Raw genomic sequence first — 13366 nt, forward strand, 5'->3', positions numbered from 1 at the left:
CATGACCGCGAAATTACCGATCAGCCCCGATCCCGTGAAGAAGTCGCCGTTGCGCCCGTTGAAGTGGGGTGCGGGACTGCTGCTGGGGGCCGTTGCAGCCTGGTTCCTGTGGCAGTGGGCCCATGACATGAGTGGTGTGCGCCGGGAAGCGCCGAAGGTGCCGATGCTGATTCCGTTGCCGCCTCCGCCGCCCCCACCGCCGGAGCCGGAAAAACCCAAGGAACCGGAAACCCCGGTGGAAGAGAAGATTCCCGAACCGACCCCGGAACCGGAACAGGTCAAGCCCCAGGACGAAGCGCCGCCGTCACCGGTCAACGACCTGGAAAACCCGATGCAGATCGACGGCGACGCCCAGGCTGGCGGCGATGCCTTCAACATCGGCGCGGGCAAGGGCGGCGGCATGGCCGGGGCCGGCGGAGGGCGCCTGGGTAACGGCACCTATAGCCAGTTCCTGGCGTATTCCTTCCAGCGTTTGCTCAAGGAAGACCCGCAACTGCGCAACCTGGCTTTTTCACTGCAGACCGATATCTGGTTGAGCGCGGCCGGGGAGATCACCCGGGTCGAGCTGGTCAAGTCCAGCGGTGATTCACAGCTCGATGCCCAGGTACTGGCCGCCCTGCGCGCCGTGCCGCGTTTGAGCGAGCGGCCGCCGGCGTCGATCACGCTGCCGGTGCGTATTGCCTTGCAAGGCCGGCGTCCCGGCTAGTTCAACCCATTCGCAGTCTTGTCATAGGAGTTGTGTGCAAATGATTTCCAATGTGAATCGATTGAGCCTGGCGGTCGGCCTGGTCATCGCGACCCTGGTTGGCCAGGCGGCAGCGGCAACGCCCGCGGCGCCGTCGGAAAACGCCACGATCAACCTGATCCGCCTGCTGGTGCAGCAGGGTGTGCTCAAGCAGGAACAGGCCGACGGGCTGATCGCCCAGGCCGAGAAAGAAGCGCTGCAGGCGCGCCAGGCCAGCGCGGTCGCCGCCAGCGGGCCGCCCGCGACCCCGGGTGAGGTGCGGGTGCAGTACGTCCCGGCCATCGTCCGCGATCAGATCCGTGACCAGGTCAAGGCCGAAGTCATGGCCACCGCCAAGCAGGAAAACTGGGCGCAACCCAACACCTTCCCGGATTGGGTCTCGCGCATCAGCTTCGACGGCGACCTGCGCCTGCGCGACGAGTCGCGTTATTACTCCAGCGGCAACAGCAACCAGATCGTCGACTTCGCCAAGCTCAATGCCAGCGGCCCCTACGACGTCAACCCGAAAAGCAGCACCAGCCTGCCGCCATTGCTCAACACCCGCGAAGATCGCGGCGACTCTCTGCGCATCCGCGCCCGGCTGGGCATGAAAGCGGTTATCGCACCGGACTGGACGGCGGGTATCCGCATCGGCACCGGCACCGACAACAACCCGGTCTCGACCACCCAGGCCCTCGGCGGCGGTTTCGCCAAGAAAGACCTCTGGCTCGACCAGGGCTACCTGACCTGGAAATACTCCGATCGCCTGAGCCTGACCGGCGGGCGCATCGCCAACCCGTTCTTCTCCACCGATATGCTCTATTCCTCTGATCTGAACTTCGACGGCGTGGCGGCGATCTTCAACCAGAAACTCAACGCCGACTGGGGGGTGTTCGGCACCGTCGGCGCCTTCCCCATCGAGTACAGCTCCGACACCGCCAGCAGCAATGGCTACGACAAGCAGAAAAGCGCCGACAAGTGGCTGTACGGCCTGCAGGCCGGGGCGACGTGGCAATTCAACCCGCACAACAACCTCAAAGGCGCACTGGCCTATTACCGTTTCGACAGCATCGAGGGCCAGCGCTCCGACGTCTGCCAACCCTGGGCCGGGGACCCGGGCTGCAGCTCCGACGGCACCCGTGCGTCGTTCATGCAGAAGGGCAACACGGTGTTCCTGCTGCGCAACATTGCCCCCAACCCCGCGGCGCCGACCACCACGCCACAACCGCAGTTTGTCGGCCTGGCCTCGCAGTTCAACCTGCTGGACCTGAACCTGGTGCTCGACAGCGACCTGCCGGAAGACTTCAAGCTGCGTAGCCAGGCCGACCTCGTGCATAACCTGGGCTACAACGAAGCTGAAATGAACCGGCGTGCCGAAGGCCAGATCGTCAACAACCTGGACAACAACGGCAATATCCAGAGCGGCGCCAACGCGATGATGGTCCAGTTCACCCTCGGCAATGCCCTGGAACTCAAGCGCCAGGGCGACTGGAACGTGTTCGGCGGCTACAAGTACATCCAGCCGGATGCCTTGCCCGACGGCTTCAACGATTCGTCTTTCCACCTGGGTGGGACCAATGCCAAGGGCTTCTTCCTCGGTGCCAACTACGGCGTGGAGAAGAACGTGATCGCCACCGCGCGCTGGCTCAACTCGGAGGCGGTGTATGGCGCGCCGTTCGATATCGATGTCATGCAGCTTGAAATCAACACGCGCTTCTAAGCGCGAGGGAGAACCCATGAACATGCGAGCCCAGGTGCGTTGGTCGACGCTGTTGCTATTGGTTGGCGTCGTGCTGGCCGATGGCGCGTGCGCCGAAGGCATGGAGGAGCGCCTGCGCACCCAGTTGCGCAGCACCACCCAGCAACTGCAAGCGCTGCAGAGCGAACAGGCCCAGGCTGGCGCGGCGCGGATTGCCGCCGAGAACCAGACCAAGGCGGCCCAGGCGCAAATCAAGCAGCTGGAAGCCGAGCTGGCCAAGGCCAAGGGCTTGAGCGAGCAATTGGCCGGCCAGCAGCAGAACCTGCAGAACCAGGCCCAGGCGTTTGCCGCGGCCAGCAACGAACAGTTGGGCAAGTTCAAGAAGGCCTATGACGAACTGCTGGTCATGGCCAAGGCCAAGGAGGCCGAGCGCGCGCGCTTGCAGGTGCAACTGAGCGAGCGTGACACACAAGTGCAGCAATGTTCGGTCAAGAATCAACAGATGTACGCGGTCGCCAAGGAGATCCTCGCCGCCTACGAAAAAATCGATGTGGCCGAGGTGATGAAAATTCGCCAGCCGTTTGCCGGCGGCGCCCGGGTCAAGTTCGAGGAAATGGCCCAGGTGTTTGGCGACAACCTCTACAAGAACCAGTTCGATGCGACCCACGCATCCCTCAATCAATGACCCACAAGGAAGAACAACTCATGAGCGAACAACTGATCGAGCACGTGACCCCGGACAGCCTGACCGAGCTACTGCAAGGTGCCGGCTATCGGGTCAATCGCACCGAGCAGAACGGCATAGTGCAACTGCTCAGCGCCAGCCAGGGCATCGGCTATGCCGTGCGTTTCGGCAATCCGGCGGCCGGCGAGGGCGGTTATGTCGACTTCACCTACAGCTGTGCCCTGCGAGTACAGGGCGAACTGCCGGCCGGCCTGGCCGAATTGTGGAACGCCTCGCGACGTTTTGCCCGGCTGTCGGTACAGGGCGAGTTCCTGGTGATGGAAATGGACGTGGTGGTGGCCGCCGGTGTCAGCGCCAACTACCTGCGTGGCAACCTGGAACTCTGGGATCGCCTGCTGCAGGAATTCATTGTCTACCTGCGTGACTACAGCCAGCAGGCGGCCCGGCTGAGCACGGCTCCGGCGGCGAATGAAGCCGTTGCCGGCACGGAGGAGGCGGCCCTGTGAAAAAGAGCACTTTCCTGGCCAGCGCCGGGGCGCTGGCCTTGCTCACCGGGGCGGTCGCCCTGGTCATGCGCCCGGGTAACGACCCGGTGGCCGCGGTGCAGCCGGTGCCGGCCGTGGCGCATGCCACGGCCAACGCAACGGCGGTGGCCCGCCTGGGCAACCAGCAAGTCGACGCCGAGGAACTGAAAGCGGTGTTTGCGGCCCTGCCGGCGGATGCCCGTGAGCAACTGCGCGGTAATCGTGCGGCCCTGGAAAGCTGGCTGCGCACTCGCCTGGCGGAAAAGGCGCTGATCGAACAGGCCGATGCCCAGGGCTGGCCGCAGCGCCCGGATATCGAGCAGCAGACCCGCGCCGCCGCCGAGCAGATCGTCTTTCGCAGTTACCTGGCCTCGGTCAGCCAGGTGCCGGCGGATTACCCCAGCGCCGAGGAACTGCAGCAGGCCTATGACAGCGGCAAGTCTGCCTGGCAGACGCCGCCGCTGTACCGGGTCAGCCAGATTTTCCTCGCGGTGCCGGATCAGCAGTCGCTGGAAAGCGTGCGCAAACAGGCGCTGGAGTTGAGCCGTCGGGCCCAGGCCGCACCGGGCGAGTTTGCCGCCCTGGCGGGGCAGTACTCGCAGGATCGCGACAGCGCCAAGCGCGGCGGTGATGCCGGCCTGCAACCCCTGCAGCAACTGCTGCCGGAGGTGCGTGGCGCGGTGTCCCGGCTCAAGACCGGCGCGGTGGCGGACCCGGTCCAGAGCCCGGCGGGTTTTCATATCGTCAAGCTCAACGAAATGCAGCCGGCACGCACCGCGACCCTGGACGAACTACGTGAGCGTCTGCGTGAAGCCTTGCGCAGCCAGCGTCAGGAACAGATTGCCAAGGCTTACCTGGCCGGCATGCTCAACACCGCGACCTTGAGTATCGACGGTGCCGCCTTGAACCAGGTGCTGGAAGAAAAACCCTAACAAGAAAGAAATTGCCATTGGATGGTTGGGTGTCCCCGGATGCCGACAGGGAGTCAGTATTATGTCATTGAATGAACACGCCCCGCGCGCGGGCAGCATGGAGTACCGCAGTTCGGGCGAGCCGAACGAACCCTGGCTGGCCTTGGCCAGGCTGATCGAACCGCAGATGGCCCAGGCCTTTCTGACCAGCGCCCGCTGCGGCTGCTTCATGCAGGCGGCACGCAGCCTGAATATCAAGGCAACCCAACTGCGCAAGCAGCTGGCGTTGCTCGAAGCGCGCATCAATCGACCGCTGTTCATGTACGAGGGCAGCGCCCTGATCCTCAGTCGCGACGGCCAGCAGTTGCAGGCGCAACTGATCGCCCTGGCCCATGAGCGGCGCCTGCCGATCATGGAGCAACCGCTGGTACGCCTGGCGATAGCCGAGTCGATCCTGCACGACATTCTCGGGCGCGACCTGATTGCGTTGCTGCGCCGCAATGCCAGTATCCGTTTGGAAATCATCCCGGTGGACAGTGTGATGTCCTTGCAGGCCTTGAGCGCCGACGTGGTGGTCTGGCTGTGTGGCCCGGACTCGCCGGTCTCGGCACCGAGCTTCGCCATCAGCCCGCCGCGCGCCCTGGCGCGGCTGGATTACCTGCCGCATATCGCCAAGCGCTATTCGCGGGTGGCGGCGCGCCCGGACACCCTTGCCGACCTCGAAGACTACATGCTGGTGCAATGGCAGCACGACCGCCAGATCGACGACTTCCGGCAGTGGAACCATCTGGTGGAGCAGCGCCTGGCGGGAGTGGTCCAGGTGCACGCCTATGAGCTGATGCTGGAAATGATCCGTTGCAGCGCCTGCATCGGCTTGTTGCCTTGCTATATCACCCGTTTCGATCGTGGGCTGGTGGCGCTGCCGGGCTTGTTCGAGGAACCCATGCAGCGTCGGGCCTGGCTGGCGACCCGCCGTGAGGCCGAGGGCAGGGAAGAGGTGCAGCTGATCGTCGATCTGGTGTTGGGCACGTTCAGGGAGCGGCGGGAGTGGTTTGAGTAGCGACGATACCGGCTCATATGTTTGAGACTTGGAATGAATAGCCAAAATATTGGCTTTTTTGATGGCGTGGTTAAAAAATATAAAATTCATCGACATATTCTTGACGATGTCAGCTTGATATCCCACTATGGCGTCCTTGAGTGATTGACTTTACTCATGTTTTTTTGACGCCAGCGTTCTGAAGGCTCTCCATGAAAAGGCGACACAGTCCTTAAAAGAGAGCGGGTGGGGCAGGAAAGATCGGTCATCAAGGCGAATTGCCGTGGCTCCTTTCCAGCACTGCCAGCTTCAGGCGATGAAGATTGCGCCACATTTTCTCTTGGGATGATTTATGTCTACCGAACGGATACTGGTAACAGGGGGCGCTGGCTTCATTGGCTCTCATCTTGTGGATGCGTTATTGGCCAAAGGCCATACCGTTCGGGTCCTGGACGATCTGTCCAGCGGTAAGGTGAGTAACCTGCCGATGAATAATGCCTCCCTGAAGCTGGTGGTGGGGGATGTCGCCGATGCCGTCATCCTGGCTGAAGCCATGCAAGGTTGCAGCGCGGTGGTGCATCTGGCCGCCGTGGCCTCGGTCCAGGCCTCGGTCGAAGACCCGGTGCGCACCCACCAGAGCAATTTCATCGGCACCCTGCGGGTCTGCGAGGCGATGCTCGCCGCCGGTATCCGGCGTGTGGTGTTTGCCTCCAGCGCGGCGGTGTATGGCAATAACGGGGAGGGCACCGCGATTGCCGAAGACACACCCAAATCCCCCCTGACGCCCTATGCGGCGGACAAGCTCGCCAGCGAGCACTACCTGGATTTCTATCGCCGCCAGCATGGGCTGGAACCGGTGATCCTGCGCTTCTTCAATATCTTCGGGCCGCGCCAGGACCCGTCCTCGCCGTACTCCGGGGTCATCAGCATTTTCAGCGAGCGGGCGAAAACCGCGCGGCCGATCACAGTGTTCGGTGACGGTGGGCAAACCCGCGATTTCGTCTATGTCGAGGACCTGGTGAAGATCCTTGTCCAGGGCCTCGAACGTGCGCAGCCTACCGCCGATGCCACTAATGTCGGGCTCGGTGGCGTGACCACGCTCAATGACCTGATTGCCGCCCTGGAGCAGATCAGCGGCAAGCCCCTGAACCTGAGCCATGGCCCGGCCCGCTCCGGAGACATCCGGCATTCCAAGGCGGACAACCGCCGTTTATGCGAGCGCTTTGAGCTAGGGGCGTCGATCCCCATTGCCGAAGGTTTGGCCCGCCTCTATCACAGTCTTTAGTTCCATCGCCTTGCAGGCGCCACGCATGCGTGGCGCCGGTAGTCTAATGTTGCACGAATTGATCTACTAAAGAGTGAGTTATGCAAATCGAGTTTCCCAGGGCGCGCGTCTACAGAATGGTACGGCGTCTGTTTACCGCGTTGGCATTGTGTGTAACGAATTCAGCGGTACAGGCTGCTCCGGCGGCTCCCGCCAGCGTCGGATTCTGGTACGCCGAGCGGCCGCCGTTGCAGGAGTTGGCGCAGTTCGAATGGGCCGTGGTCGAACCCGGCCATATGACCAGCGCCGATGTCGTCACCTTGCGCAAACTCGGTAGCCAGCCATTCGCCTACTTGTCGGTGGGTGAGTTCGACGGCGACCGTGCCGCCCTGGACAAGGAAGCCCTGACACCGGGCGCGAGCGCCATCCGTAACAAGGCCTGGGACAGCCAGGTCATGGACATCGCCACGCCGGCCTGGCGCGAACATCTGTTCAGGCGCGCCAAGGCGTTGCAGGAACAGGGTTATGCCGGCCTGTTCCTCGATACCCTCGACAGCTTTCAATTACTTCCCGAAGCCAACCGCGAACCGCAGCGCAAGGCGCTGGCAGCGTTTCTGCGCGAGCTGCATCGTCGCCAGCCGGACCTCAAGCTGTTCTTCAATCGTGGCTTCGAGGTACTGGCCGAGCTCGATGACGTAGCCGCGGCCGTGGCCGTCGAATCGATCCATGCCGGCTGGGATGCTTCGGCCAAGCGTTATCGCCCGGTGTCCGAGTCCGACCGCAACTGGCTTGAAGGTGAACTCAAACCGCTGCGGGCGCGGAATATCCCGCTGGTGGCCATCGACTACCTGCCGCCCACGCGGCGTGAAGAAGCCCGCAAACTGGTCCGTCAGTTGAGCCAGGAAGGCTTTATCCCGGTGGTCACGACCCCGGACCTCAACGCCATCAGCATGAGCCGCGTGGAAGTGCAGCCACGACGTATCGCCATGCTCTATGACCCGCGTGAAGGTGAACTCTATGATCATGCCGGCCACCGGATGCTCGGTGGCCTGCTGGAATACCTGGGTTATCGGGTGGATTACCTGCCGGTCGACGACAGCTTGCCGTCCTACAGCTTCGCCGGTTTGTACGCCGGGGTGGTGGTGTGGATGACCAGCGGCCCGCCGCAAGACAGCCGTGCCTTTTATAGCTGGATCGGCAAGCGCCTGGACGAACAGGTCCCCCTGGCGATCATGGCCGGCCTGCCGATCGAAGATCGCGCGCTGCTCAAGCGCCTGGGCCTGAACCTCGCCGCTCCGGGGGCTCGCGATAGCTTGCAGGTGCTCAGCCAGGACAAGGCGCTGCTCGGCGCCTTTGAAGCGCCAGTGGTCCCGCGCAGCCGCGAGTTGACCCGGGTGACGCTGCTGCCCGGCGGACCGCAACCGGCCTTGTTGCTGGGTGACGGCAAGGGCGGCAAGTTCGCCCCCGTGGTCACCGGCGACTGGGGCGGCATGGCCCTGGCACCCTATGTCGTGGAAGCCAACGTCGAACGGACCCGCTGGATTCTCGATCCGTTCGCGTTCATCCAGAAAGCCCTGCGCCTGCCGGCCCAGCCACGTCCGGACAGCACCACCGAAAACGGTCGGCGGATCGCCACGGTACATATCGATGGCGACGGCTTCCCGTCCCACGCCGAAGTGCGCGGCACGCCGTATTCCGGGCGCCAGGTGCTGGCCGACTACATTCGTCCCAACCCGTTCCTGACCTCCGTGTCGATCATCGAAGGCGAGATCGGGCCCAAGGGCATGTCGCCCTTCCTGGCCCGGGAGCTGGAGCCGATTGCCCAGGAGATCTTTGCCGATCCCAAGGTCGAAGTGGCTACCCACACCTACAGCCATCCGTTCTATATGCAGCCGGACAAGGCCAAGCAGGACGAAGATTTTCATGCCGAATACGGCCTGCGCCTGAATATCCCGGGCTACAAGACCCTCGACTACCAGCGCGAGATCGTCGGCTCGCGGGACTACATCAATAGCCGCCTGACCACGGCGAAAAAGCCGGTGAAGATGATCTTCTGGCCGGGTGATGCGTTGCCAAGCGCGGAAACCATCAAGCTGGCCTATGACGCCGGGCTGAAGAACGTCAACGGCGGCCAGACCATCCTGACCAAGACCAATCCGTCGCTGACCGGCCTGTATCCGCTGTTGCGGCCCACCGCCGGCGGCTTGCAGTACTACGCGCCGGTGATCAACGAGAATATGTACACCAACCTGTGGAAGGGCCCGTATTACGGTTTTCGCGATGTGATTGATACTTTCGAGTTGACCGACAGCCCACGGCGCCTGCGCGGCATTCATTTGTATTACCACTTCTATTCGGGGACCAAGCAGGCATCGATCAAGGCCATGACCGAGATCTACCAGTTCATGCGCGGCCAGCAGCCGATGTCGTTATGGATGAGCGATTACCTGGATCGGCTTCACGGTCTGTACCAGGCCAGCCTGGCCCGCACCGACGCGGGTGACTGGCAGGTGCGCGGGATGGATGGCTTGCGCACCCTGCGCCTGGATCCGGCCCTCGGTTGGCCGGACCTCGGCCGCTCCCAGGGCGTGGCCGGTGTCCGTGACCTGCCCCAGGGCCGTTATGTGGCGCTGAGTAGCGACCGCGCGCTGCTGGCCCTGCGCCCGGAGCGTGATCCGCGCCCGGCGCTGGAGTTGGCGAATATCCCCTTGCTTGACTGGCGGTATGTGAATGACCGGCAGGTGACCTTCGCCTTCGCTGGCGAATTCAACCTGGAGTTTTCGGTACGCGCGGCCGGCGCCTGCCGGGTCGAGGTTGCCGGGCAGCGTTACGCGGGCCGGGCCGAACAAGGCCTGTGGCATTTCCAACTTCCGCTGAAGCAGGTGAGTGATGCCCAACTCCTCTGCAACTAAGGCTAAAAGCACGCGGCTGCTCAATCCCTGGGCGCTGCTGCTGGTGGCGATCGCCGTCGGCGTGCTGCTGTGGGCGACCTTTCATAATGAAGAAGCCTTTCGTCCCAAGGGTGGCGCGCCGGACGAGGTCTCGGCCAGCTACGCCGAGGTGTTGCTGGCGGCGCACCCGGAGAACAGCGAGCTGCGCACCCAACTGCTCGACCTGCTGATCCAGTTGGGCGAATACCCACGCGCGGAAAAGCATCTGGCTGATTGGCCGCAAGCCGATTCGACGCTGAAAACCTATTATCGGTTGCAACTCGATGCCCTGGCATTGAACAACAGCAGCGATAGCCCGGCATTGCAGGCGCTGGCCGAACGCTTCAAGGCCTTCGACTACAAGTCGTTGCCAACACCGCAACTCGAACACCTCGCGCCGTTGGCCCTGAGCGCCCAGGCGCCGGGCCTGGCCGCGGATAGCTATGCCGAACTGGCGCGCCGCGACCCACAACAGCGTGAGCAATGGCTGGCCGAAGCGGCGAAATGGTACCTGGCCAGCGAACAGCCCGGGCGGGCGGCGGACCTCTATATACAGTTGCTTGATAACAGCCAGAAACCGCAACAGCGTCGCCAGTACCTCCAGCAAGCTTTCAACGGCCTGGTGGCGGCGGACCGTGGCGATCAGGCCGTCGAGTTGCTCGCCAGGCAACTGGCCGCGCAACCTGACGTCGACGCCACCCAGGGATGGCTCGATCCGGGCCTGCTTGACCAGGGTGTCGATGTCGCGGTGGCCCATGACCGCGCGGACCTGGCCGAGCAGTTTTTTAGCGAATGGCGCAAGTTGCAGCCTGACAGCCCGCAAGTGCTGGCCAAGGAGTTCAAGCAGCGCTTGGCCTTCGGCGACCTGCAGGGGGCGCACACGGTAGGCCTGCAACTGCTCGAACAGCAGCCGGACGATCCGCTGTTGCTGGAGCAGATGGCGCATATCGCCGAATGGCAGGACGACTCGGCCGCAGCACTGGGCTACTGGATCCGCCTGAGCGAGCTGCGTGACAACCCGGCTGAACTCGAGCACACCTGGCGCCTGGCGATGCAGACCTATGATTTCGATCGCGGCATCCCGGTGCTGGCGGGGATCATGCACAAGCGCGCGCTGAGCAACATCGAGCTCGATGCCCTGGTCTACGCCGAAGAGTCGCGCGGTACGCCGGAGCAGGCTGAAACCTGGTTGCGCGCTTATGTCGGCCGGTATCCGAAACACCGCCTGGCCTGGGTCCGCCTGTTGCAGAACCTGGAAAACACCGAGCAGTACCCGGCACGCCTGGCGGTCTGGCAGAACTTCGCCAAAGGTTTCCCGCTGAGCAGTACCGAGCGCGTGGACTGGGCCAACAACCACCTCAAGCTGTTTGACAGCCAGTCGGCCTGGAAGGTGATCACGGCGGTCGATGGTAACAAGATCAACGATCTCAACTATTGGCAATCCCGCGCGGCGCTGGCCTGGGACCTGGAACTGGACGACGAGCTGCGGCTCGCGCTGGAGAAGATGCTCGCCATCAAGGGCTCGCTCAATAGCGGCGACGAGAGTGAGCTGATTGCCCTCTATCGAACCCGCGATCCACGCAAGGCCTTGCAGTTGACCGTCGACAGCTGGAAGCAGGGCCACGCCCCGCAGCGCCTGGTGGCTGCCTTGCAACTGGCCCAGGAACTTCAGGACTGGCCGCTGGTGATCGATCTGCTCAAGGATGCCGAGCAGTACCCGGACGCATCCGACCGCTCCCAGGTGCTGGCGGCCCGTGGCGCGCTGGCGGTGCAACAAGGGCAGAACGAGGAGGCCTTGCGTTTGTATCGCCTGGGGTTGAGCCGTTTCCCGGATGACAATACCTTCCGTGAGCGCCTGCTGTGGCTGTACGTCGACCTGGGCCGTAGCGGCGAAATCAAGCCGTTGTTGCAGCAATGGCGCGCCCTGGCCCGCAGCGACAGCAGCTTGTGGCTGCCGTTTGCCGCCGCCAGCCAGTTGGTCGGGCGCAACACCGAGGCACTGGCCTGGTATCGCCTCTATCTGCAAGCCAACGCCGGCGACTGGATGGTCCAGGCGGCCTATGCCGATGCGCTGGAAGGCGCCGGTTACGCCGAGTCGGCCCAGCGCTTGCGGCTCAAGCTCAACCGCGAGGTGACGCCGGAGCAGATTCGCGCCACCCCGCAGGGCTACAGCACCTGGTTACGCCTGCTGGCCAGCAGCTACTCGTCGCGCAAGGCGCAGAACCAGGCAATGCAATGGCGGGATGGCTCCAAACCGATGCTGCAACTGTGGTTCGACCAGTTGCTGGCACGCCTGGATAACCTCAATCAGTCGGCGCAGAAAGACGACTGGCTGGCCTGGGCCCGTAGCCGTGGTCTGAAGATCAATGGTTACGAGCAGATCCAGGAAGCCCTGCGTGGCAGCAATCGTGCCGCATTGGAACACCTGGTGAGCAGCGGCGAGCTGGATCCGGCGCAGCAGGTCGAGGCGCTCAATAGCCTGGGCCGTGGGGCTGAAGCCCTGGGCGTGGACCTGTCGGCGCTAGGCGACGATCAGCCGCCGACGATCCGTGAGCAATTGCGCCGCCAGGCCATTGAAATGACCGAGCGTACCCCGCAGGGGGTGCTGCTCGCCTGGGAGCATCAGGACTACGGTGGACTGGTATTCAACGGCCCACGGCTGACCACCGCGGGTTATCTGAACGACAACTGGTACGCCAAGCTGGTACTGGAGCAGGGGCAATACGGTGGCGAGACCCTGGAGCCGTCGCGCCTGGGCAGCGAGACCAATACCGAACTGACCTTGCAGCGGCAACTGGAGAATGGCAACTACAAGCTGATCTTCGACAGCAGCCTGCGCAAAGACGATGACCGCAACGGCCTCGGCGTCAGCCGGAGCTGGCAGGTGGACAGCGGCAACGAGCTGGATGCCGGCGCCGACTGGCACCGCAAGAACGAGGACAGCGGGTTGATGCGCGCGTTCGGTCGCCAGGATGATCTCTGGGCGGGTGGACGGCATCGCTACTCGGCCCGTGACCAACTGTCCTGGAACCTGGCCCAGCGCTGGTTCGCGACCCGCGGCGGCGAGGACCTGGGCAATGGCCAGGCACTGAAGATCGAGTTTGACCACACCTTGCAGTTCGAAGGGCCGAACTGGGAACTGCGCAGCGGCATCGACTACCAGCAGAACAGCTTGAACAACCACTCGCTGGCCAATCTGGCCAATACCCTGGGCGGCGGCATCGACCTGGCCGGGCTCGAACTCGACGATCCGAGCCAGATCACCAGCCAGACCCTGCTGCAGAAACAGTACGGCCAGTGGTTCTTCGGCAGTTCCTGGCGGCGCGGTTTCCCCGGCGCACTGAACCGCACACGCGGGCAGTACACCTGGCTGGTGGATCTCAGTACGGGTTGGCAGTGGACCGATAACACCATCAACTACGCCATCAGTACCGGTGTCGGCACCGAGGTGTTGGGCAATGACGAATTGGCAGTGACCTTCGGCTACCAGTCGGCGCCGCAAGGCGGCACAGGCAAGTCCGGCGGTACCGCGGGTGTCAGTTACAGCGTGCGTTTCGGACGCTGATCATGGAATTCAAAGAGGAGTTAAC

The 13366-nt window shown here is 63.4% G+C and carries 9 protein-coding genes; all 9 read left to right on the top strand.

Annotated features, from left to right (window positions below; all coding sequences use genetic code 11):
• The first annotated feature begins 1 nt into the window (after position 1).
• Positions 2 to 706, top strand: coding sequence for an energy transducer TonB (locus tag M5B96_RS06185; protein WP_248795821.1), 705 nt, complete (start codon positions 2 to 4; stop codon positions 704 to 706).
• A gap of 40 nt (positions 707 to 746) precedes the next feature.
• The gene (locus M5B96_RS06190) at positions 747 to 2444 is read left to right on the top strand and encodes a putative porin (RefSeq protein WP_248795822.1); all 1698 of its coding nucleotides are present in this window, start codon (positions 747 to 749) and stop codon (positions 2442 to 2444) included.
• A gap of 16 nt (positions 2445 to 2460) precedes the next feature.
• Positions 2461 to 3108 (top strand): DNA repair protein, encoded by a 648-nt coding sequence (locus M5B96_RS06195; protein WP_248795823.1) that lies wholly within the window; start codon positions 2461 to 2463, stop codon positions 3106 to 3108.
• Positions 3109 to 3128: 20 nt separating this feature from the next.
• Positions 3129 to 3614 carry a YbjN domain-containing protein gene (locus M5B96_RS06200; protein ID WP_248795824.1) on the top strand — a complete coding sequence of 162 codons (486 nt, stop codon included), beginning with the start codon at positions 3129 to 3131 and terminating at the stop codon, positions 3612 to 3614.
• A gap of 65 nt (positions 3615 to 3679) precedes the next feature.
• Positions 3680 to 4564, top strand: coding sequence for a peptidylprolyl isomerase (locus M5B96_RS06205; protein WP_412548586.1), 885 nt, complete (start codon positions 3680 to 3682; stop codon positions 4562 to 4564).
• Positions 4565 to 4625: 61 nt separating this feature from the next.
• The gene (locus M5B96_RS06210; RefSeq protein ID WP_248795826.1) at positions 4626 to 5603 is read left to right on the top strand and encodes a LysR family transcriptional regulator; all 978 of its coding nucleotides are present in this window, start codon (positions 4626 to 4628) and stop codon (positions 5601 to 5603) included.
• Positions 5604 to 5934: 331 nt separating this feature from the next.
• Positions 5935 to 6867: an NAD-dependent epimerase/dehydratase family protein gene (locus M5B96_RS06215; RefSeq protein WP_248795827.1), complete on the top strand. Its 933-nt coding sequence runs from the start codon at positions 5935 to 5937 to the stop codon at positions 6865 to 6867.
• 80 nt (positions 6868 to 6947) lie between these two features.
• A complete protein-coding gene (locus tag M5B96_RS06220) occupies positions 6948 to 9758 on the top strand; it encodes a bifunctional glycoside hydrolase 114/ polysaccharide deacetylase family protein (RefSeq protein ID WP_248795828.1) in 2811 nt (936 codons plus the stop codon).
• Entirely contained in the window at positions 9736 to 13341 is a 3606-nt protein-coding gene (locus M5B96_RS06225; protein WP_248795829.1) for a tetratricopeptide repeat protein, read from the top strand. The genes M5B96_RS06220 and M5B96_RS06225 overlap by 23 nt, the downstream gene beginning before the upstream one ends.
• The last annotated feature ends 25 nt before the right edge of the window (positions 13342 to 13366 follow it).

This window comes from Pseudomonas sp. MWU13-2105 (assembly GCF_023242315.1).
GTDB lineage: Bacteria > Pseudomonadota > Gammaproteobacteria > Pseudomonadales > Pseudomonadaceae > Aquipseudomonas.